The sequence below is a fragment of the Veillonella sp. 3913 genome (assembly GCF_003992235.1).
GTDB lineage: Bacteria > Bacillota > Negativicutes > Veillonellales > Veillonellaceae > F0422.
The window spans coordinates 31,559-54,901 of the sequence record NZ_RQVF01000004.1 but is presented as its reverse complement, the minus strand read 5'-3'; the positions used below and the strand labels follow the sequence as shown (position 1 = coordinate 54,901).

The following is a 23,343-nucleotide window of genomic DNA, read 5'->3' as shown; positions in this document are numbered from 1 at the left end:
TCCTACTACTACGTCTACTACTTTAAATAAAAAAACTTTAACATAGTTATATTAGTCATAAGGAGTTAATAATGAAACTTCAATTTAACAAACATGAATTAGTGAAAGCCATGTCACTATTCCAACGTGTAGCAAGTAATAAAACAAGCTCTAATTTACCAGGATCTATCTACATTTCTACAAAAGATAACTACGTAGAATTACAAGCTAACGATTTTGAAATTGGAATGAGATCCCAAGTAGATGCTACTATTCTTGAACCTGGTACTATTGTAGTAGGTTCTAAATACTTTCAAGAAATTCTAAAAAAATTACCAGGTGAACAAGTAGAATTATATAAGCCAGACAATTCTAATCAATTACAGATTAAATCCGATCATTCTGAATTTAAACTTGTGACTATGCAAGTAGAAGATTTTTCCTTGGTGGAACAAATCCAAGATGATAATAGTATTATGATTGATGGAGAACAGCTAAAACAATTAATCGACTTAACTGTATATGCTACTTCTACGGATACAGATCGGCCTATCTTCTGTGGTACCTTAGTGGAAATTGAAGGCAATGAGCTTACTATGGTAGGCACTGATACACATCGTATGGCTGTTAAAAAAGTAACCTTAGATGCAGCTCTTGAAAACCCAATGCGTATTGTCATTCCAAAACGCACTGTAGAAGAAGTATCCAGAGTATTACCATCGGATCAACCTGTTATGGTTAAATTAATTTGGAATAGAAATCAAGTAGCTATTGTATTTGATACTGTATATATTATTTCAAGATTAATTGAAGGTACATATCCTGATTATAAACGTGTTATTCCTGCTAAATTCGATGCTAGTGCTATTTTAAATCGTCGTGAATTTGCTAGTTCCTTAGATCGTGTCTATTTTATGGCGAAAGATATGAGTTATTCTGCCATTCGCTATGACTGGGAAGAGAATCAAGTTACATTAAGTTCTCAAAGTGCTGATATTGGTATGGTAAAAGATATTGTTTTATGTACCTTTGAAGGAAATCCTTTCACTATTAATTTTAATGGTAAATATATAGATGAATTATTGAAACATAGCACAGGTGAAAGAATTCATATGTACTTACAAGAACAAGGGGCTATGGTAATTCGTCAAGATAATAATGACCATTACACCTATGTGGTAACACCAGTTCATACACATAATTAAGAGAAAAGAGGAAATTATGAATCAAGAAACTGTATCCATTCATACAGAGTATATTCAATTAGATCAACTGTTAAAATATGCCAATGTATTATCAACAGGTGGTCAAGTTAAAGTGTTATTAGAAGAAAATAAAATCACTTTAAATGATGTAGTAGTTACAGAAAAACGTAAAAAAATCTATCCTAATGATGTAGTAACCATTGCTAATGAAATAAGAATTACTGTGGTGAAGGAGGCTTAATTGTGTATGTGACTGAATTGGAACTCATACATGTTCGCAATCATCGTCATAAAACTATTACTTTCACACCAGAAATCATTGTCATCCATGGTCCTAATGGAAAAGGGAAAACAAATATCCTAGAATCTGCTTATATTGCCACGATGGGACATAGTCATCGTACATCGGATATGAAAGATGTCATTTCTTGGAATGAGGATGAGGCTAGTATTATCGTTCACTTTATGAAAGCTGATACGCCTCATACGTTGCAGATTAAATGGGGGCGTCAAGGAAAAAAAGTCATTCGTTTGCATGATAATCCTCTATCGCAAAAAGAATTAGTAGGTACTTTGAATACAGTCATTTTTTCTCCAGAAGATTTAGATTTAATTAAGGGAACTCCTTCCTTACGTCGTCGTTTTTTAAATATGGAAATTAGTCAGACTAGTCCTCAATATTATCATCAGCTTACGATGTATCAGCGAGCTGTACAACAGAGAAATCGTATACTTAAAGAATATAGTCATACGAGTAAGGTACCAGTACAAGATTGGGATGAACAAATAGCTACATTAGGCTCACAAATTATTCAAAAACGATTGGAAAGTTTAAAAAAATTAAATCAATTAATGGATTTAATGAATCGGAAACTAACCAATGGTAAAGAAGATTTGCGATTGCAATATACTCAACCTTATAGTAAGAAACAACTATTAGTAACAAAAGATGCTTTATTACAGGCTTTACAAGAAAATTTATCAGAGGATCGGCGACGGTTACAAACATCAGTGGGACCTCATCGTGATGATATTATCTTTTATTCAGGTTCTATGGATTTAAAACGATTTGGATCACAAGGACAACAACGGACAGCAATTTTATCAGTTAAGTTAAGTGAATTAGAATATATTAAATCGGAAGTAGGAGAATATCCTATTTTACTATTAGATGATGTACTCAGTGAATTAGATCAGGAACGTCGATCTAATTTAATCAAATTCATTCATAAACGTGTACAGACAATTATTACTACTACTGATACAACAGATACAATGGACTTAGACAAGGTGCAGTATATAGACTTGACGGAGGAAATGATACATGGAGAGTAATCTAGAATCTTTTACAGGAGTAATGGATCTTCGTGATGCTATGTTACAAGAACTAGGCATTTATGAAATGTATCGACTTATGAAACTCTATCATGATTGGGAATCTGTCGTAGGACCTATGGTGAATGGACAAGCAAAATTAGTGCACATAAAGCCACCTGTTATCGTAGTTGAAATTGGTCATACTGTATGGATGCAAGAGATGACTATGCGCAAACCACAGTTATTGGAAGCATTGCATGAGTATTATGGAGAATCTATTATTACAGATATCAAAGTACAGCTCCCACGACGTGCTTTACAAGATCAGCTTGTATCAGGGGATGCCTTAGATATGACACCTGTTTATGAGGAAATTATAGACTTTCATCAAATTGTGTTGCCCTCTGAGATTGTACAAAGTATAGAAAAATCTGTTCGTGTGATCCGTCATGAGGAACTTCGACAAAAGGTATTACAAACACGTATGGAGCAAGCGAAGAAAGAGTTTGTACTACAGCAAGAGCATTTTCATCAATGTCCTACCTGTGGTCGTTGGCAATCGGAAGGTTCTGCGAAGGTATGCCCTCAGTGTGAATATAAAAAGTATAGACATATCATTCGTACGGTAAAAGGTTTATTGAAGGATTATCCTCATTATAAGTATGACCAAATGAAAGTGATTGCTCCCTGGTGCACCTACGAATGGTATGAAGTGGCAAAAGAAGAAAGTATTTATTATTATTTAACTCGCTTGTTCCAAGGATCTACGGATGCGAATGATATGTATTGGGCTACTATGTTAATTACATCAAAATCGCAAGAAGAATTGTCTTATGAACAAGTTGTAAATATTACAAATAAGTATCGTTGGAACGAAACAGATAAAATGCAAGTGAAATAAAGGCTTAGACTTTCACAGAGATAGTAAAGTATTGTATAATAGAATGTATTATATAGAATATGGTGACCAGTATGGGATGTCATTATATAAATAGTAGGAGGATGTCAGATGGCAGAACAAACAAATTATGATGCCGGTAATATACAGGTCCTCGAAGGCTTAGAAGCCGTTCGTATGCGACCTGGTATGTATATTGGTAGCACATCTGCCCGTGGATTACATCACTTGGTGTATGAAGTTGTAGATAATAGTGTGGATGAGGCCCTAGCGGGGTATGCAACGCATATTGAAGTGACCATTTGTGAAGATAATAGTATTGAAGTTATTGACGATGGTCGTGGGATTCCGACAGGGATGCATGAAACAGGTATGCCTGCGGTAGAACTAGTATTATCCAAACTTCACGCAGGTGGTAAATTTGGCGGTGGTGGATACAAAGTGTCCGGTGGTCTTCATGGGGTAGGTATTTCCGTAGTAAATGCTTTAAGTGAGTGGACTATCGTCGATGTATACCAACATGGAAAAATTCAAGAAATTTCCTTTGAACGTGGTAACAAAACATCTGATTTGAAACAAATCGGTACGACGGATCGCACAGGTACGACAGTACGATTTAAACCAGATGCACAAATTTTTGAAACCACCATCTTTGAGTTTGATGTATTAAAAACTCGTTTACAAGAGTTGGCGTTCTTGAATAAAGGTTTACGTATTACTTTGTCTGATAAACGTGGAGAAGGTCGCAGTGAAAGTTTCCATTATGAAGGTGGCTTAGTACAATTCATTGAATATTTAAATGAAGCGAAAGAAGCTATTACACCAAGTGTTATTTCCATCGATAATACTCGTGACGATGTGGTAGTAGACGTGGCATTACAATATAACGATAGTTATAGCGAAACGATTTTGTCCTTCGTTAATAATATCAACACCATTGATGGTGGTACGCACTTGAGCGGTTTCCGTACAGCTTTAACACGTACCTTAAACGACTATGGTCGCAAGGCTGGCATTTTGAAAGAAAATGAAAGCAACTTGACTGGGGAAGATGTGCGTGAAGGCTTGACAGCTGTGGTAAGTGTAAAAGTATTGGAACCACAATTTGAAGGCCAAACAAAAGGTAAACTAGGCAATAGCGAAGTCAAAGGGATTACAGATACTATCGTGTCTGATGGATTGCGTGTCTTCTTAGAGGAGCATCCAGCAGAAGCGAAGAAAATTATCGAAAAAGCAACCAATGCGAGTCGTGCTCGTGAAGCAGCCCGTAAAGCTCGTGAATTGACACGCCGTAAAAATGCGTTAGAAGTGAGCTCCTTACCTGGTAAATTAGCAGATTGTTCTGAAAAAGATACAACTATGACAGAGATTTACCTTGTCGAAGGTGATTCTGCGGGTGGTACCGCAAAACAAGGTCGTGATCGCCGTTACCAAGCAATTTTACCATTGCGCGGTAAAATTCTAAATGTAGAAAAAGCTCGTCTCGATAAAATATTAGCCAATGCAGAAATTCGTTCTATGATTACTGCTTTTGGTACAGGTATCGGACAAGACTTTGATATTACGAAGAGCCGTTACAATAAAATCATCATTATGACAGATGCGGACGTGGACGGCGCACACATTCGTACTTTATTATTGACATTCTTCTATCGCTATATGCGACCATTGATTGAAGAAGGTCATGTATTTATTGCACAACCACCGTTGTACCAAATTAAAAAAGGTCAAAAACAATGGTATGCCTACAGTGACCAAGAACTTTCAGATAGATTGGATGAAATTGGCCGTGAAGGTATTACGATCCAACGATATAAAGGTCTTGGTGAAATGAATGCAGAACAATTATGGGATACAACTATGAACCCTGAACATAGAACCATCCTACAAGTCAGCATGGAAGACAGTATTGTAGCAGACAAGATATTTAGCGTTTTGATGGGGGATAAGGTAGAGCCTCGTCGAAAATTTATCGAAGATAATGCAGAATATGTACGAAATCTTGACTTATAAGGAGAAGTCTCATGGAAAATAACAAATTAAAAAGAAGTTTGAAATCCCGCCACATGAATATGATTGCCTTAGGCGGTGCTATTGGTACAGGTTTATTCGTAGCCGGTGGTGAAGTAGTGAGTACAGCAGGTCCTGGTGGCGCGTTAATTGCTTATAGCTTCATCGGTATCATGGTATATTTCTTGATGACTAGTTTAGGGGAAATGACTACGTATTTGCCAGTATCTGGTTCTTTTGGTACTCATGCCTCTCGCTATGTAGATAAAGCTTTGGGCTTTGCCTTAGGTTGGAACTTTTGGTTTAACTGGGCTATTACATTAGCAGCGGAATTGGTAGCCAGTGCATTCATCATGAAATACTGGTTCCCTGATGTGCCAGCTATTGTTTGGTCTGCTTTGTTCTTATTGATTCTGTTTGTGTTGAATTATTTATCAGCTCGTTCTTTTGGTGAAAGTGAATATCTATTCTCTAGCATCAAGGTTATTACTGTTATTGTATTCTTATTATTAGGATCTTTATTGATTCTTGGGGTTGGTACTGAATCTCCAGGATTCCATAACTGGACTATCGAAGAGGCTCCATTTGTAGGGGGATTCTCCTCTATCTTAGCTATCTTTATGATTGCTGGTTTCTCTTTCCAAGGGGTAGAATTAATCGGTACTGCTGCTGGTGAGTCTGAGGATCCAGAAAAAAATATTCCTAAAGCCATTAACTCTATTTTCTGGCGTATTTTACTGTTCTATATTGGTTCTTTCACAGTCATCGGTTTCTTAATCCCTTACAATGATCCAAATTTATTGAACAGTTCTGTAGAAAATGTGTCCATCAGTCCATTTACATTGGTATTTGACCGTTTTGGATTTGACTGGGCGGCACATTTCATCAATGCTATTTTGTTGATCGCTGTATTATCGGCTGGTAACTCTGGTTTATTCTCCTCTACACGTATGTTATACGCATTATCTAAATCAGGAGATGCACCAAAATTATTTAGCTCTATTAACCGACGTGGTGTGCCAATTCCGGCATTGTTAGCAACAGCAGCCTTTGGTTTGTTTGCTTTCTTAACATCTTTAATTGGGGAAGGTCAAGCCTATACTTGGTTGATTAATATCAGTGGTATGAGTGGATTCATCACATGGGTGGGGATTGCGATTGCACATTATCGTTTCCGACGCGCTTATGTGGCACAAGGTTATGATGTATCCAAATTGCCTTACAAAGCATCTTGGTTCCCATTTGGTCCATTGTTTGCTTTAGTATTGTGCTTGATCATTATTGCTGGTCAAAACTATACAGCCTTCATGGGTGAAAGTATTGACTGGTACGGAGTATCCGTTGCTTATATTGGTCTTCCAGTATTCTTCGCTGTATACTTATGGTATAAAGCAAAACATAAAACAAAAGTAGTTCCTCTAAAAGAAGTGGATTTATCTCGCGATTTTGAGGACTAATAGAAACAGCCTATGGGAAGAAGTTCCCATGGGCTGTTTTTCTGTTCATTAATTTTATAATTAAAATAGGATACTACAGGAAATAGGTTAAAAAATAATCTTTTATTAACCTATTATATATTATATAAATATATAAGTATTCTAGAATTTGATAGTATAGTAAAAGTGGCACTAAGTTATTTGTATCCATGTACATATTTTGAATATATATGTATTTAATCATTTATATAAAATAATTGTCAGTATTTTATAAAATTTGATAATCTAGTAATACTAATGATACACGATGAAAGAAAGGATAGTATATATGGAACCTAAACCAACAAAAAATACAATAATATCTGCCTTTCGATATGGTTTTCTTAAAACAACACCGTTATTATTGGGATTTTTATTTTTAGGACTATCCTATGGCATTTATATGAATTCTATGGGATTTTCCTGGGGCTATACATTGGCATTGAGTGCTCTCATTTATGCAGGATCTATGGAATTTGTAACAGTAGCTATGTTACTATCTCCTTTCGATCCAGTAGGTGCTTTTTTAATTACACTCATGGTCAATGGGCGTCATATATTTTATGGAATTTCTATGTTAACTATATATAGACATATGGGATGGCTAACACCATATCTCATATTTGGAATGACGGATGAAAGTTTTTCCATTAACTATACATCACAAATTCCTGCTGAAATTTCCAAGAAATGGTGTTATTTTTTTGTAACTCTATTGAATCAGTTATATTGGGTTGTGGGTTCTGTCATAGGTAATCTTTTTGCATCTGTATTATCTTTTAATGCGAAAGGATTAGAATTTGTACTAACTGCACTCTTTATTGTATTGGCTTTGGAACAATATAAAATGCAACGAAATTTGATTAGCTCTGGCATAGGATTAGTGATTCCTGGCGTTGCCTTGATTGTCTTTGGCAGTGAACACTTTATGATTCCTGCTATGATTGGAATCGTAGTCATATTAAGTCTGTTACGTAGAACAATGGAGGGAGAGCAATGACTTTCACGGAACAAATCATAACCATTGCCATTGTTGTGCTAGGCACTATGGCAACACGGTTTTTACCATTTGTCATATTTAATTCGAAAACGAAAACACCTGCTTATGTGCAGTATTTAGGGAAAGTATTGCCGTCGGCAACGATGAGTTTGTTAGTAGTATTTTCCTTACGACATGTAGATTTATCTGGCGTATATCATGGTATGCCGGACATAATCGCAGTAGCTGTGACAGTATTACTACACCTATGGAAAGGAAATATGTTCCTATCCATTGGGGGTGGAACAATTCTGTATATGGTACTGGTTCAACAAGTATTTATATAGTGTTATCTGGAAGTATTCTAAATATGATATAATACGAATAATAAGGTTTAAATCATATCAATATGAGAATAAAGGAGACACCTATGATTATTACAACAACGATGCAAATTGAAGGACAACCAATTAAAGAATATAAAGGAATCGTCTTTGGAGAAGTTGTAGAAGGTCGTAACTTTGTGAAAGACTTTTTCTCTTCTATTCGAGATGTTGTAGGGGGTCGTAGCAATAGTTATGAATCATCTTTATCTAGCGCTCGTGAGGCATCTTTAAAAGAAATGAGTAAACGTGCGAAAGATATGGGAGCTAATGCGATCGTAGGTGTATCTGTGAGTTATGAAACATTAGGTGAAACGAATGGTATGCTCATGGTAACATGCACAGGAACAGCAGTTGTTATTTAGTATCTATTAGAGTTACTTTTACAAATAGCAAACAAGTATTATATAAGAATGCAGAAGTATTTCAATATATTTTTAAGTATTGAAATATAATTTAGTAAAAATAGACAGTAAGCATTGTACTAGAATACATAACTATTTAAAGTTAGTAGATGATTAGTTAGATACATATAGTAAAGTTTTATAGATAGGAATCGATAAGGAGAGATAGAATCAGTGGGCAGTGACATAGGTATAGAAATTTTAATTGTAGTCATACTCATAATTTTAAATGGTTTATTTTCCATGACGGAATTAGCCATTATTAATGCTCGTAAAGGATTATTAGAAGAAAAGGCAGAAGCCGGTAATCGTGGAGCTCGCATGGCCATTAAGCTCGCAGAAGATCCGAATGAAATGTTTTCCACTATACAAATTGGTATTACTTTAATTAGTATCGTCACTGGTTTGTATTCAGGGGCTATTTTTTCCGATCCTATGGCGACCTATATCAAAGAACATATCTTGTGGTTAGCTGATTATGCCGATACAGTGAGCCCTATTTTTATCGTATCTTTAACAACCTATTTATCCTTAGTCATAGGGGAATTAGTACCGAAACGGTTGGCATACAATTCTCCAGAATCCATTGCCATCATGATGGCAATTCCTATGAAATACTTTGCCACCATCACAAAACCATTTGTGGCACTTCTCAGTATGTCTACGACGATGCTACTGAAAGTATTAGGCGTTAAACACAAGGAAGAAGCACCGGTAACGGAATCGGAAATTAATAAAATGCTCGTACAAGGTGTGGAACTAGGTGCTTATGAAGAAGAAGAGCCAGTGTTGGTAGAAAATATTTTCCGCTTAGCTGACCTCGATGCCAGCGATATTATGACACCTCGTACGCAGTTAACGTGGATCGATATCAACGCTAGTGATGAGGAAATTCTGGAAACTATTATGGAATGCAATGAACATCGCATTCCAGTAGGTGATGATTCCTTAGATGAGTTGAAAGGCTTAGTCTCTTCTGTAGATGTGTTGGCACAACAGATGAAAGAAAGACATCGTCCGATGAAAGATATTTTAGCCTATTGTATGCGTAAACCCGTGCTGGTACCGGAATCTTTGTCCTTGATGAAAGTATTATCTACTTTCAGAGAAGAAGGTACTCATGAAGCCATTGTGCTAGACGAATATGGTGGTATGAGTGGGATGATTACATTCCACGATATTATGGAAGAAATCGTGGGATTGATGCCATCTGGGGAAGAGGAAAAGAAAGAAGAAGAAAATCGCATCGTCCAACGAGAAGATGGTACGTATCTTGTGGATGGTCTTATCAGCATTGAAGAACTGAAAGAATACTTTGAAGTGGATGAATTATTACCAGGTGAAGAAGAGGATCTGTATAAAACATTAGGGGGATTCGTGACCTACTTAATCGGTCGTATTCCTAAAGAAGCTAATCGCTGTCACTATGGGCCATTGCAATTTGAGGTCATGGATATGGATAACACGCGGGTGGATAAAGTAATGGTGACACGAAAAGTAGGGTTGGAGAGTAGTTCAGACTAGTATAATTATTGAATACAAACAATGAATATAAATAAAACAGAGGAAAGTTGATGATATAGTACAACTTTCCTCCGTTTTATTCTATTCATAATGTGTCCATAAACTAATTATTTTAACAACTTTTTCTTCCTCAAAAATCTCATACACAAGTCGATGTTGGATATTAATGCGACGTGAATATAGACCTTCTAAATCGCCCACCAATTTTTCATACCTTGGCGGTGTTTGGTAAGGATTTACTTTAATAATCTCTAGTAATGCCTTTGCTTTTGTATCAAGTTTTGCAGATTTTAACTTAGGTATATCTTTTATAGCAGATTTTGTATAAGTTAACGTATACATTACCAAATAACCTCTTCTTCTGAAATACATTCGGATAATGGAGTGTTTTTTCCTTCTAGTAAAATTTCTTTCATACTAGGTTTGGATGTTAAATATAAAGTTTCTAACAAGGATAAATAATCATCTTCGCTTAATAGGACGGCATTACCATCTTTAGTGCTGATGCTGAGTGGTTCATTGTATTTAATAGTCTGTGTTAAATACTCAAAAATATTTTTTCTAAAATTTGTAATATTAATAATTGCCATGTGTATCACCTCTTTATGTACATTATAATGTACGTAAAAATAAAAAGCAATGGTATGGATATTGAAAGTATTGTAATCATTTGGAGTAAACTGCAATAGAATTAGAAGTATCTATATTGCCACTACTTGGAAAGATACGATATAATAGGAACAGAATACATCAAAGTATGAGTATAGTATACATTATAACTTATGTTAGTCATGAAAGAGGGTACACCATGGAATGGGTATATTTAGCAATTCATTATGGAGATAATGAGCGTGGTCATATTGCGTATAACAAAGAAACAAAAGAATGCCAAGTGGTATTAGAGGATGTAACTTGGAAAGAGAAAGTAGAATCCTATTTGCAAGCAGAACAAACAGTAATGCATGCCACAGGATTAAATACATATGATGAGTTGACAGTGCAACCATTGGACTCCTACGATAACTTAAAATTAGCCTTAACTCGCATGTGGAACAAAAATGGCGTGCAAGTTGACTGGGGGATTCCAGTAGAAGTAGATGGTCAATTACACTTTGCTGAATAAGTGAGAGCATATGGTGGATAGTCAGTACTTGCAAGATACGATGCGGTGCATACTGAAAGTATCCTGGTAAGAGAAAATCTGATATATACCATGTATATGATAAAGCCTATAGAACAGGTTAGCTATGTTCTATAGGCTTATTGTGTATGTAGTAGATGATGAGATATAGCTTTGTATTATCGTATATGTAAGTAATAGTACATCTATGTCATGGGTAGATAGACAATACTAGTGGATATAGTGTAAAAATAGAACAAAAAAGATACTTTTATCGTACATATAGAACAGTTATCCACTAAACTGTGGATAACTAAGTGTATAACTATGAGTATAGGTTGTGAGTAGATTGTTAATACCTTGTGTATTTGATGTTAATAACTCTATAGTTATACACATCTTATACACAAAAAGTGAATAACCCTTGTAAAATAAGGCTTTATTGAATCTTAAAAGGTTAGAAAAAATGTTCTGTATTGTGGATATGCACATAGGATACAGATCGAATCTTATTTTAGATTTCATATTGCTAGGTATAGTACAGTTAGACTATAATAGATGTATACTTGCGTTCATAGCTCAGTAGGATAGAGCGACAGTTTCCTAAACTGCAGGTCGGGGGTTCAATTCCCTCTGGGCGCACCATAGATAAAAACCGATGTCATAGAAAGATATATCTGTGACATCGGTTTTTTCATGGGTTTATAAGAAAGACTACCATGAATATATTATAGAGTTTCTCGTATTCGAGTATAGTGTTGATATAAAGAGTATATAAATAGTACTAAAGGAATCAATAAGCAAATAGCACCAATTGTTTCTGTCATAGAATTAGGCCACATTGGAATGATAAGACCACAAGCGATGAATACACTAGATATAGCAGGAATTCTCCAAATATGAGTAGGAGATAAGGTAGATTTTATAGATGTAGTTTTCATAGGGATATGATATCGTTTCATAATCGTTAGGATAATACCTAATAACATACCAATGATGATAATAGTATCCCATATGGCCCATAATATTTTTAATACCATGGAATTATGATTATGAATATGTAAGTTTATCATAGTTTTCATTCCGGTGAAATACCAAGGAATTTCTTTTGTTGCATATTGATCGAGAGTTGAATCACTATATAAATTGGCATATACAGGCTGACCTAAAAACATGGCAGGATCGTCATCATTTTGGCTACCTAAATAAAAGGCATAGTGATAATTATTAAATCTTGAAGGATAATCCATAGAAATAAGTTGACGATTAGGATAGGTTGATAGGATTCGTTGAATTGCTTCAGAAGGAGATAAAATTTCGGATGTATGATTAGCTAATTCTTGTGTTGCTATAGAGGCTACATTTTTTGTGTAATAATCATTAGCAATAAAAAAACCACCAATCCATACACCAGTTAGAGATAATACAATTCCCCAAACAGAAGCAATCATAGAAAATTCACGATGCAGAGCGCTGATTTGTAATCGATTTGATGTTTGTCTACTTCGTTTATAGGCGGAACTGAAAGGGCCGTATAAAAAGATACCACTAAGGATGGATAAGAAGCATATCATAGATAGAATAGTTACAAGATAAATACCAAATTTTCCTAAGGCTAATCGAGTATGTAATTCATGAATTGTGTGTAGTGCACTTCGTACCCATGGATGCGCAGGGGTGACACGATGAGATTCAACAAGTGTATTAGAATTTGGGTTATATAAGGTATAGTCTCCTCCCATACCCATTCGTGCAGGTGGGGCAGATGTGGCTGATGAATCAATAATTCTATAGCGTAATAGGTTAGATCTATTCATGGTTGGAGAAATATTTAAAATATCTTTGGATGGATATTGTTGTTTTACTAATGCAGCACCTGCATCTGCTGCATCAAATATAGAGGATGAGTATGGACTCATTGTCATAGTAGATGTACTATGAGAGGGTTGTCCTAAAGACCAAGCATTTAATTCATTTCTAAATAATAATAATAAACCGGTAATGCAAAACATAAGAAAAAATATAATAGAAAAGATAGATATTCTCTTATGCCATTTGTAAAAAGTTGACATATAGTTACTCCTTTCATATAAAAACATGATTATAATAACTTAAATATTTTAGAAATTCAATTATTTGTGACTATGAAAAAAAGTTTTAATGTATATAATTTATAGTTTTTACCTATTAATAGTGTAATAAAATTTATATTGGGCAAGAGAAGATTCTTATGATATTCTGTATACTCAGAATTGAAATATAATTTTTATTAGTAATATTTGTAGTTATGAAAGGATAGAATTATGAAATTAAAATCACTATTCACACCCCTATTAGTGGGTATATTGGCGTTAGGTATTGCGGGCTGTAGTACATCGACAACAACGCAAGAAATTAAAATTGGCGCTACGGCAGGTCCTCATGCACAAGTGGCTGAGGCGGTAGCGAAGGAAGCACAAAAGCAAGGCATCCAGTTGAAAGTAGTAGAATTTTCTGACTATATCACACCAGATAAAGCCTTGGCAGACGGAGATATCCAATTGAACGCATATCAACATGTGCCGTTCTTGGAAAACTTTAACAAGCAAAATAATTCTAAACTAGTGCCAATCGGCAAAACCATTTTAATGCCAATGGGTATCTACAGTAATTCTGTAAAATCTCCTATCGATGTGAAAGACGGCGACACAGTAGCAATTCCAAATGATCCAACGAATGGTGGACGTGCCTTAGCCTTGTTACAACGAGCAGGTCTTATTAAATTGAAAGAAGGCGTTGGTTTTAAAGCTACAGTAGCAGACATTGTGGAAAATCCTAAGAACCTAAAAATTCAAGAGCTAGAGGCAGCACAATTACCTCGTAGCTTAGATGATGTGACATTAGCGACGATTCCGATGAACTACGTGCAAAGCGCAGGTATCAACGTAGGTGAAAAAGGATTGTACTTAGAACCAAAAGATGAGCCATTAGCAGTGATGATCTTGGCTACACGTGAACAAGATAAAGACAACGCAACATACAAAAAAATTACAGAGATTTATCAGTCTGAGGCCATTAAACAATTCATTGCAGAAACTTTCAAAGGAACCATTACATCTGCAAACTAATCACTATGAATATAGAGGTCTACCCATGAGGTGGACCTCTTTTTTGCATCGTTGCAAGGATAGTGAAACGATAGGCGTATCGTTTCATAATATATAAAAATACATAGTTACACACAGTGCGCACATATGATATACTATAGAATATATCTTTTAGTACTTTCACTAAGAAAAGGAGCACTTATAGTCATAGATATAGCAAGGGTGTAGCCATTGTTACAGTGAAGTATAGTTGCCTATGGTATACTATAGATATGATATCGGAATCAATAAGAACCTATACATAGAGTATATAAAGGAAAAGTGTGTCACCAGAGTGGTGCAAGGAGGTCTTTATGGAGTTAAGACATGAACTAGAATTTGATAAAGATTATACGATGGAAGAGGCCTTTGCAGAGGCAAAGCGTTGTTTGAACTGTGCGAAGCCATTGTGCCGTACAGGTTGTCCTATTGAAAATGAAATTCCTCGTTTCATCCAAGCTATTGCACATGGTAATTTTGGATTAGCCAACGATATTATTGCAGAGCGTAGCAGCTTGCCAGCGGTGTGCGGCCGTGTGTGTGCTCGTGAAAAACAATGTGAAGGGGCATGTATTTTAAATCGTGCGAACAAACCCATTAATATCGGTAAATTGGAGCGCTTTGCTGCAGATTTTGAAAGCAATAACAATCTTCGTAAGGTAAAACCAAATCGTAAAGACCAAGGTAAAATCGCTATTATTGGTTCTGGCCCTGCTGGATTAACAGTGGCTGGAGATATGGCAAAATTAGGCTATGATGTGACAGTATTTGAACGCCAAGATGAGCCAGGTGGTATCCTATTGTTTGGGATTCCTGAGTTCCGTTTAAGTAAAGAAATTGTGCGTCGTGAAGTGAAGCGTTTAGAAACATTAGGTGTTACTTTTGAATGTAATGTCACTATCGGTCCAGATCGTAACTTAGATGCTCTGTTTGAAGAAGGTTTTGATGCTATCTTTATTGCTACCGGTACTCATGTGCCAATGGAAATTTCTTTACCAGGTGATGACAAAGCAGGTATGTTACAGGCGATGGCATTATTGACATCTGTACAATTAGTACAAAATGGTAGAGCTGAAGAATCATTAATTCCTGTATATAAAGGTGATAAAGTTCTCATCATCGGTGCTGGTAATGTGGCGATGGATGCGGCTCGTACTTGTGTTCGTCTTGGTGCTGAAAGTGTAACAGTGACGTATCGCCGTGGAGAAGAACAAATGCCAGCAAACCCATCTGAATTTGAAGAAGCAAAAGAAGAAGGCGTTCATTTTGAATTCTTAGCCGCTCCAAAAGAAGTAACTGGTTCAGATATCGTGGAAGGGTTGACATTTACACGACAAGAATTACAAGAAGATGGATCTGTGAAAAGCACTGGCGAAGACTTTACATTACCAGCGGATAAAATCATCGTGGCCATCGGTCACAAACCAAACACACGCTTAGTGGGGCCTGGTAATGGTATTGAAGTGAATGAGTCTGGCTATGTGGTGACACGAGATATGCCATATGGTATGACAAGCCGTCAAGGTGTATTCGCAGGCGGTGACGTAGTGCATAAACCAGCTACCGTGGTATTGGCTATGCGTGAAGCAAAAAAAGTAGTAGAAGGTATCGTAAACTACTGTGAGGCAAAACGCTTTTTAGGGGAATAGGGTTTTATTCTTTACTTAACTATGCTATAATAAAGACAAGCGAAAAAGAGTAATGGTGATTCCATAAAGCTCACCAAAAAAAACACCCAGGTGGCGAGACTTGGGTGTTTCTTATATACTAGAAAATATACTAGGAAAGTGATATAATGGATTTGGAATAAATTTGAGGATTTTCTAATTGCAAACAAAAGAAACCCCACGGTCTGCCAACCGTGGGGTTTTAATTTTTTTGTAATTATGATATAATGTGGGCAAGCGAAAAAAGTGTGAAAATAGTTAACATTAGGTTCACAAAAAACACCCAGGTGGCGAGACCTGGGTGTTTTTATTTGTCTATATAGCTGACAAGGCTAGGCTAGTTACTTCTTATATACTCGATCTAGCCATTTACAAATGTAGTAAGCGAGGACATTTGCCGTAATCGAGATAAAAAGTGTAATAATTAATGTTAACACTAGGTTCACCCCCTTTCTGTTACCAGTATAGGGGAAGTAACACTTATAGTATAACAAATTGTGGAAAATAATACATCTGAAAGAGTAAAAAAATATAGATATGTACTTGCACACAGTGGACAAAGGTGTTACAATAGTAGACAGTTATTTTATTTTTATAGTATTACACTTATAGTTAAGATTCGTACGCATATCGTACAGAAAGGAGATTATCATGGCATTGTTAGCAATTCTCGTGCTCGTCCTGTTCATTTTAGTGAACGTCATTAGAACTAACAATTCCATAGAGGTCGCCTTTTCTTCGGTAGAGCTACCATCTTAGGTTTCTTTGTGTACAACATAAGGAATCTAGGTTGTTGTAGTCTATTTGATTAACGTGCATACATATATATGAAAAGGCGATTCCTTAGGGATCGCCCTTTTTTATGTCTAATATAGTATGTCAGAATACTAGATGTGGATTGGGAACCTGTTGGATATAAAATCATAGAACTATTCAATAGAAATCCCATTCAATTATTTCAGTGTTATGCACATAGTATATAGACAACAATATGCGACTATAACAAGTGTTATAAATCATGTTTATATAAGTAGAAAGGATCATTATATGGTACGCAGTGATAGAGTAGCAAAAGGAGCTACACGAGCTCCTCATCGTTCATTATTAAAAGCATTAGGTTTCATCAACGAGGAAATTGGAAAACCAATCATCGGTATTGCCAATTCTTTCAATGAAATTATTCCAGGTCATGTACATTTGAAAAATCTCGTTCAATCTGTAAAAGATGGTATCCGCGAAGCTGGCGGTATTCCTATGGAATTTAATACTATCGGTATTTGTGACGGATTGGCTATGAACCACATCGGTATGAAATATTCCTTGGTGACACGCAATATTATCGCTGACTCCATCGAGGCCTCTGCCATGGCCACACCATTCGATGCGATGGTATTTATTCCTAACTGTGATAAAGTCGTGCCAGGTATGTTGATTGCGGCGGCTCGTTTGAACTTACCATCTGTATTCGTCTCTGGTGGTGCGATGCTAGCAGGCGTGCACAATGGTAAAAAAATTGGTTTATCCGATGTATTTGAGGCAGTAGGTAAATTTGAAGCAGGCCTCATTTCCGAAGAAGAATTAGAACATATTGAAAACGTAGCATGCCCAACTTGCGGATCTTGCTCCGGTATGTATACAGCGAACACGATGAACTGCTTAACAGAAGCATTGGGTATGGCATTACCTGGTAATGGTACGATCCCAGCAGTATACTCCGAGCGTTTGCGTCTAGCAAAACGTGCGGGCATGCAAGTAATGGAAGTCTTGCAAGAAGGCTTACGTCCAAAAGATGTATTGACGAAAGAAGCTTTTGAAAATGCGGTAGCTGTAGATATGGCATTGGGTGGCTCTTCTAATACGGCGCTACATTTACCAGCCATTGCTCATGAAGCGGGTGTATCCTTAACCTTGGACGATTTCAATCGCATTGCAGGAGAGACACCACAATTGGCTAAATTGTCTCCATCTGGTAAATATTTCATCGAAGACTTACATGCTGCAGGCGGTGTGTATGCGGTAATGCATCGTTTGCAAGAACAAGGACATTTACATGAAAATACAAAATCTGTGAGCCTGGTGGATCAAGGTACGATTGCTAAAACTGTGAAAGTCCTAGACGAAGATGTGATCCATCCTTGGAGTGACCCAGTGTACACCACAGGTGGTATCGCTGTACTGAAAGGTAACTTAGCTCCGGACGGTTCCGTGGTCAAAGAAGGTGCTGTAGATCCAGAAATGCTGGTTCACTCTGGCCCAGCGAAAGTTTTCAACAGCGAAGAAGAAGCAGTAGAAGCGATCATGGGTCACAAAATTGTGAAAGGCGATGTAGTCATCATTCGCTACGAAGGTCCGAAAGGTGGTCCAGGTATGCGTGAAATGTTGACACCAACAGCGACGATCACAGGTATGGGTCTTGGTAAAGACGTAGCCTTGATTACAGATGGTCGTTTCTCTGGTGCTACTCGTGGCGCATCCATTGGTCACGTATCTCCAGAAGCAGCATCTGGTGGCACTATTGCCATCGTAGAAGATGGAGATATCATCGAAATCGACATTCCAAATCGTTCCTTGAATGTGAAACTTTCAGAGGAAGAAATTGCACGAAGAAAAGCAAATTTAGCACCGTACAAATCAGATGTCACAGGGTACTTGAAAAAATATGCTATGCATGTATCCTCTGCAGCACAAGGTGCCATCGAAATCCTAGACGAAGCATAAGAGGGAATGTAGTCAGGATATAGAATTATCTATGAGGGAATGCAGTCAAGATAGACATATCTATGAGGGAAGTACAGGTCCGTAGATAGAATACATACTTAGGAAAGGACGTTTATATGCATAAATTATACGATTTCATGGAGGCTAGGGAGAGACTCGCTACCATCGCCGTGAAAACAAAATTAATTCATAGCTCTGTGTACTCGCAAGAAACAGGCAACAATGTATATATAAAACCGGAAAATTTACAACGTACAGGGTCTTTCAAATTGCGAGGCGCGTACAATAAAATTTCCAAATTAACAGAAGCAGAAAAGGCGTGCGGCGTTATTGCAGCCTCTGCCGGTAACCATGCGCAAGGTGTGGCGCTAGCAGCACAACGATTGGGCATTAAAGCAGTTATCGTTATGCCACGCCATACACCGCTCATTAAAGTAGAGGCGACGCGCCAATACGGAGCAGAAGTAGTGCTCGCTGGTGAAGTTTATGACGAAGCGTATGAAAAGGCTTGTGAACTACAAGGGAAGCACGGCTATGTGTTCGTCCATCCTTTCGATGATGAAGATGTTATCGAAGGGCAGGGAACGATTGCCTTAGAAATTTTAGAAGAATTACCCAATGCAGATATTATTTTAGTACCAGTTGGTGGTGGCGGATTGATCTCCGGCGTGGCAGCAGCAGCTAAGCTAAAAAATCCACAAGTAAAGATCATAGGCGTAGAACCAGAGGGCGCAGCCAGTGCAAAAGCTGCTGTAGAAGAGGGAAAACCAGTAGCACTCCCATCGGTGAGTACCATTGCAGATGGGGCAGCCGTAAAATTAATCGGTTCCAAGAATTTGGAATACATCCAAAATTATGTAGATGAAATCGTAACCGTATCGGACTATGAATTGATGGAAGCTTTCCTATTATTGGCGGAAAAACATAAAATCATCGGTGAAAATGCTGGCTTACTTTCAGTGGCAGGTTTGAAAAAATTAAGAGTGCGAGGCAAAACAGTGGTTAGTATTTTGAGCGGTGGTAACATCGACGTATTGACCATTGCGTCCATGATTACTAAAGGTTTAGTCGTACGAGGTCGTATTTTTACATTTGCTGTGAATTTATCAGATAAACCAGGTCAATTAGTGGCAGTATCTGAAATCTTAGCAGAACAAAATGCGAATGTCATCAAACTAGAACATAATCAGTTTAAGAACCTAGATCGCTTCCATGAAGTGGAGTTAGTGGTGACTGTAGAAACGAATGGGGAAGATCATATTAAAAAAATTACGGCTGCCATGGCGGACCGTGGATATACGATTCACCGTATTAGTTCTAATGAATTTAATGAACATGACTAATGGATGAGATGGATATAGAAAGAGGACAAACTATGAGTGAACAGAAGATGATTCGAGGAGCTCGCATACTCCTAGAAACATTGAAGCGCTTGGGAGTGACAGACATATTTGGTTATCCCGGCGGCGCCGTAATTCCTATATACAATGAAATTTATGATTTTGAGGGCATCAACCATTACTTAGCACGCCATGAACAAGGGGCGGCTCATGAGGCAGACGGCTATGCTCGTGCTTCTGGCAAATGTGGTGTGTGCTTAGCTACCTCTGGTCCAGGGGCGACGAACCTTGTGACAGGCATTATGACGGCGCATATGGATTCTATTCCTCTCTTGGCCATAACAGGTCAGGTGGCTAGCCACTTGTTAGGAAAAGATGCGTTCCAAGAATCCGATATCATTGGGATTACCATGCCAGTGACGAAAAATAATTACTTGGTACAAGATATCCGAGATATTGCGAGAACAGTGAAAGAAGCCTACTATTTGGCCACAACCGGTCGTCCAGGCCCTGTGCTAGTAGATATCACACGAGATGCGCAATTAGCAGAAATCTCTTATGAAGAATTTGAAGCGATCTTTAATGAACCGATTTCCCTAGAAGGCTATGATCCAAACTATATTGGACATAAAAAGCAAATCAAAAAGGCTATCGAAATTGTAAAAGCAGCGAAACGACCGTTGATTATCGCTGGCCATGGGGTGTTATTATCAGGCGCTACAGAAGAGCTATATAAATTAGCCACTACCTGTCAAATTCCAGTCACAAATACTTTACTAGGATTGGGTTCTTTCCCAGGAGAACATCAATTATCCTTGGGGATGTTAGGAATGCATGGCACTGTGTATGCGAACTATGCCACCAATGAAGCGGATGTAATTTTGGCATTGGGTATACGATTTGATGATCGTATTGCAGGAGTGCCAAAAGAATTTTGCCCGCAGGCAACAATTGTACATGTAGACATTGACCCAGCAGAAATTGAAAAAAATAAATTAATCGACGTACCTATCGTAGGGGACTTGAAACATGTGTTGAATGAAATGAACCATGAATTGACACCGCAAACCCATGAAGATTGGTTGGAACGCATCCGTGAATGGCGCGAGGAATACCCAATTCGCGTTCGCCCTCATGAGGGAGAGTCTTTATTACCACAAAAAGTAATTCAAGAAATCGATAACATTGTGAAGGGCAACGCCATCGTGGTCACAGACGTAGGGCAACATCAAATGTGGGCATCTCAATTCATTACCTATTCGAAACCGAATACCATCATTACATCTGGTGGAGCGGGTACGATGGGCTTTGGTTTGCCTGCAGCCATCGGTGCGCAAGTGGCACAACCAGATACAAAAGTGGTGCTCATCACAGGTGATGGGGGCCTACAGATGAATAGCCAAGAATTGCTCCTATTAAAAGCTTACAATATCCCTGTGAAAGTGGTCATCATCAACAATGGTTTCTTGGGCATGGTTCGCCAATGGCAAGAACTCTTTAATAACCATCGCTATTCCTTCGTGGATTTATCCATTAGTCCAGACTTTGAAGTGTTGGCACAAGCTTATGGCGTGCGAGGAGTGACACTGTCCACTATCGAAGACTTGCGTAGTCAATTACGAGACCTTATCCTATCCGATGAGCCAGTGGTGATTAACTGCATTGTGGAAAAAGAAGAAAATGTGTTCCCAATGATTCCAGCAGGTTGCAGCGCCAAAGATATGATTGGATTGAAAGGAGGCCCTGACAATGAGTAAAGTACGACAACACCAAGTGCTAGTCATTACAAAAAATAAACCAGGTATCGGGGCTCGTATCCTGTCCCTCTTTAATCGTCGTGGGTACTCCGTTACACAAATGACATCTGGCATATCTATCCCTAATCATCATGCACGGATCACATTGACCGTAGAAACAGACGAAGTGCAATTAGACCAAATTCAAAAACAAATCTATAAATTGATTGACGTCATTAAGGTCAAAATTTTCTCTCCAGAACAAGTGGTGCGCCGTGAATTGATGCTTATTAAGGTGAAAGCAGATGTGTCTGTGCGACCGCAGATTATCCAATTAGCAGATGTGTATCGTGGTAATGTACTCGATGTAGGTCCTAACTCTATCATGATGGAAATTACAGGAGAAACGCAGAAACTAGATGCTTTCATAGAAATTATGAAAGAATATGGCATTCTGGAAATTGCAAAAACAGGTTGCACCGCTATGAGTCGTGGAGAAAAAATGTAATGGCTATACCAAAGCAAGGTGAGTTGTTACATTACGAAGGAGTTACCTTTGTCCGCAATGGGGAAGCGATTTTACAAGGTGTGGACTGGCATGTGAACACAGGGGAAAACTGGGCATTACTCGGCCTTAATGGAGCAGGCAAGTCCACCTTGCTAGGCATGATTATGGCCTACACCTGTGCCACCCGTGGTGAGGTGCGTGTCCTAGGGCATACCTTTGGACAATGCGTCTGGAAAGATGTGAAAGATCGTATTGGATTCGTCAGCTCTACCTTGGGGCAATTTGAACGTACTATGCGAGATGAAACGGTGCGACAAATTTTGCTATCGGGAGCGCATGGCACCATCGGTGTGTATCGAGAAGTGACAGAGGAAGAAGAACAACGCTGTGATATGGTCCTAGCAAGTATGGGATTACAACATTTACAATATCGCCACTTTGGGGTACTTTCCACAGGGGAGCAACGTCGTGTTTTAATCGGTCGTGCTTTGATGACGAGACCAGATTTGCTCATCTTAGACGAACCATGCAATGGGTTAGACGTACCGAGCCGAGAACAATTGCTCCGTCATCTCAATCAACGTGGGACTCAGGACAGTCCTTGTTCGTTTATCTATGTGACGCACCAAATCGAGGAAATCCTTCCCACAGTGACCCATGTGGCACTATTAAAAGAAGGCAAAATCTTTCAATCGGGGCCGAAATATGAGGTCATTACCGATGATATTTTATCGGCGCTCTATGGTTTGTCTGTGAAAGTGACTTGGGTCCAAGATCGACCTTGGCTGCAAGTACTTTCATAAAATGTTTTTATAGAGTGTACAAAGATATTTTTAATTATACCAATTTATCATACTAAGTATGGTAAATCAGTAAGCCGAAAGGCTGAAAATCAGTTGAATTTCACTAGAAAATCTAGTAAATTATAAACATTAACACATGTATTACAAAGTAG

General features: G+C 37.8%; 21 protein-coding genes and 1 tRNA gene. 19 read left to right on the top strand and 3 right to left on the bottom strand.

Annotation, left to right across the window (positions count from 1 at the left end; all coding sequences use genetic code 11):
- The first annotated feature begins 71 nt into the window (after positions 1 to 71).
- The 10 genes from dnaN to EO113_RS05910 all read left to right on the top strand — a co-directional run bounded on the left by dnaN (position 72) and on the right by EO113_RS05910 (position 10,174).
- Positions 72 to 1,184, top strand: coding sequence for a DNA polymerase III subunit beta (dnaN, locus tag EO113_RS05955; RefSeq protein WP_062402241.1), 1,113 nt, complete (start codon positions 72 to 74; stop codon positions 1,182 to 1,184).
- A gap of 16 nt (positions 1,185 to 1,200) precedes the next feature.
- Positions 1,201 to 1,425: an RNA-binding S4 domain-containing protein gene (locus EO113_RS05950; protein ID WP_126941295.1), complete on the top strand. Its 225-nt coding sequence runs from the start codon at positions 1,201 to 1,203 to the stop codon at positions 1,423 to 1,425.
- Positions 1,426 to 1,427: 2 nt separating this feature from the next.
- The gene (gene recF / locus EO113_RS05945; RefSeq protein ID WP_127135800.1) at positions 1,428 to 2,519 is read left to right on the top strand and encodes a DNA replication/repair protein RecF; all 1,092 of its coding nucleotides are present in this window, start codon (positions 1,428 to 1,430) and stop codon (positions 2,517 to 2,519) included.
- Complete coding sequence (locus tag EO113_RS05940; RefSeq protein WP_127135799.1) at positions 2,509 to 3,402, top strand: DUF721 domain-containing protein; 894 nt, start codon at positions 2,509 to 2,511, stop codon at positions 3,400 to 3,402. The genes recF and EO113_RS05940 overlap by 11 nt, the downstream gene beginning before the upstream one ends.
- 108 nt (positions 3,403 to 3,510) lie before the next feature.
- Positions 3,511 to 5,412, top strand: coding sequence for a DNA topoisomerase (ATP-hydrolyzing) subunit B (gyrB, locus tag EO113_RS05935; protein WP_127135798.1), 1,902 nt, complete (start codon positions 3,511 to 3,513; stop codon positions 5,410 to 5,412).
- A gap of 11 nt (positions 5,413 to 5,423) precedes the next feature.
- On the top strand, positions 5,424 to 6,866 hold the full coding sequence (locus EO113_RS05930; RefSeq protein ID WP_127135797.1) for an amino acid permease: 1,443 nt from the start codon (positions 5,424 to 5,426) through the stop codon (positions 6,864 to 6,866).
- Between the two features lie 286 nt (positions 6,867 to 7,152).
- On the top strand, positions 7,153 to 7,884 hold the full coding sequence (locus EO113_RS05925; protein ID WP_240633671.1) for an AzlC family ABC transporter permease: 732 nt from the start codon (positions 7,153 to 7,155) through the stop codon (positions 7,882 to 7,884).
- Positions 7,881 to 8,210, top strand: coding sequence for a branched-chain amino acid transporter permease (locus EO113_RS05920; protein ID WP_127135795.1), 330 nt, complete (start codon positions 7,881 to 7,883; stop codon positions 8,208 to 8,210). The genes EO113_RS05925 and EO113_RS05920 overlap by 4 nt, the downstream gene beginning before the upstream one ends.
- Before the next feature lie 83 nt (positions 8,211 to 8,293).
- Positions 8,294 to 8,611, top strand: a complete 318-nt coding sequence (locus EO113_RS05915; protein ID WP_062402264.1) for a YbjQ family protein — start codon at positions 8,294 to 8,296, stop codon at positions 8,609 to 8,611.
- A gap of 213 nt (positions 8,612 to 8,824) precedes the next feature.
- Positions 8,825 to 10,174 (top strand): hemolysin family protein, encoded by a 1,350-nt coding sequence (locus EO113_RS05910; RefSeq protein ID WP_127135794.1) that lies wholly within the window; start codon positions 8,825 to 8,827, stop codon positions 10,172 to 10,174.
- A gap of 81 nt (positions 10,175 to 10,255) precedes the next feature.
- On the opposite strand, the gene EO113_RS05905 is transcribed toward EO113_RS05910, so the two are convergent.
- Both EO113_RS05905 and EO113_RS05900 read right to left on the bottom strand, forming a co-directional pair.
- Entirely contained in the window at positions 10,256 to 10,516 is a 261-nt protein-coding gene (locus EO113_RS05905; protein WP_127061657.1) for a Txe/YoeB family addiction module toxin, read from the bottom strand.
- On the bottom strand, positions 10,516 to 10,764 hold the full coding sequence (locus EO113_RS05900) for a type II toxin-antitoxin system Phd/YefM family antitoxin (RefSeq protein ID WP_127011135.1): 249 nt from the start codon (positions 10,762 to 10,764) through the stop codon (positions 10,516 to 10,518). The genes EO113_RS05905 and EO113_RS05900 overlap by 1 nt, the downstream gene beginning before the upstream one ends.
- 218 nt (positions 10,765 to 10,982) lie before the next feature.
- Here EO113_RS05900 and EO113_RS05895 point away from each other — a divergent pair, with 218 nt between their 5' ends.
- Positions 10,983 to 11,297, top strand: coding sequence for a hypothetical protein (locus EO113_RS05895; RefSeq protein ID WP_127061661.1), 315 nt, complete (start codon positions 10,983 to 10,985; stop codon positions 11,295 to 11,297).
- A gap of 565 nt (positions 11,298 to 11,862) precedes the next feature.
- Positions 11,863 to 11,939: transfer RNA gene (locus EO113_RS05890), tRNA-Arg, on the top strand.
- Positions 11,940 to 12,022: 83 nt separating this feature from the next.
- Here EO113_RS05890 and EO113_RS05885 read toward each other — a convergent pair.
- Positions 12,023 to 13,306 (bottom strand): PepSY domain-containing protein, encoded by a 1,284-nt coding sequence (locus tag EO113_RS05885; RefSeq protein ID WP_240633670.1) that lies wholly within the window; start codon positions 13,304 to 13,306, stop codon positions 12,023 to 12,025.
- 291 nt (positions 13,307 to 13,597) lie between these two features.
- Between EO113_RS05885 and EO113_RS05880 the strand changes: the two genes are divergently transcribed.
- The 7 genes from EO113_RS05880 to EO113_RS05850 all read left to right on the top strand — a co-directional run bounded on the left by EO113_RS05880 (position 13,598) and on the right by EO113_RS05850 (position 23,191).
- The gene (locus tag EO113_RS05880) at positions 13,598 to 14,401 is read left to right on the top strand and encodes a MetQ/NlpA family ABC transporter substrate-binding protein (protein WP_127135792.1); all 804 of its coding nucleotides are present in this window, start codon (positions 13,598 to 13,600) and stop codon (positions 14,399 to 14,401) included.
- Between the two features lie 332 nt (positions 14,402 to 14,733).
- Positions 14,734 to 16,068 (top strand): NAD(P)-dependent oxidoreductase, encoded by a 1,335-nt coding sequence (locus EO113_RS05875; protein WP_127135791.1) that lies wholly within the window; start codon positions 14,734 to 14,736, stop codon positions 16,066 to 16,068.
- A gap of 1,065 nt (positions 16,069 to 17,133) precedes the next feature.
- Positions 17,134 to 18,804, top strand: a complete 1,671-nt coding sequence (gene ilvD / locus EO113_RS05870; RefSeq protein WP_127135790.1) for a dihydroxy-acid dehydratase — start codon at positions 17,134 to 17,136, stop codon at positions 18,802 to 18,804.
- Between the two features lie 116 nt (positions 18,805 to 18,920).
- The gene (ilvA, locus tag EO113_RS05865) at positions 18,921 to 20,147 is read left to right on the top strand and encodes a threonine ammonia-lyase (protein ID WP_127135789.1); all 1,227 of its coding nucleotides are present in this window, start codon (positions 18,921 to 18,923) and stop codon (positions 20,145 to 20,147) included.
- A 32-nt stretch (positions 20,148 to 20,179) separates the two neighbouring features.
- On the top strand, positions 20,180 to 21,901 hold the full coding sequence (gene ilvB / locus EO113_RS05860) for a biosynthetic-type acetolactate synthase large subunit (protein ID WP_127011132.1): 1,722 nt from the start codon (positions 20,180 to 20,182) through the stop codon (positions 21,899 to 21,901).
- Positions 21,894 to 22,388: an acetolactate synthase small subunit gene (gene ilvN / locus EO113_RS05855; RefSeq protein ID WP_009353959.1), complete on the top strand. Its 495-nt coding sequence runs from the start codon at positions 21,894 to 21,896 to the stop codon at positions 22,386 to 22,388. Before ilvB ends, ilvN begins: the two co-directional genes overlap by 8 nt.
- The gene (locus EO113_RS05850) at positions 22,388 to 23,191 is read left to right on the top strand and encodes an ABC transporter ATP-binding protein (protein WP_127135788.1); all 804 of its coding nucleotides are present in this window, start codon (positions 22,388 to 22,390) and stop codon (positions 23,189 to 23,191) included. The genes ilvN and EO113_RS05850 overlap by 1 nt, the downstream gene beginning before the upstream one ends.
- Positions 23,192 to 23,343: the final 152 nt, after the last annotated feature.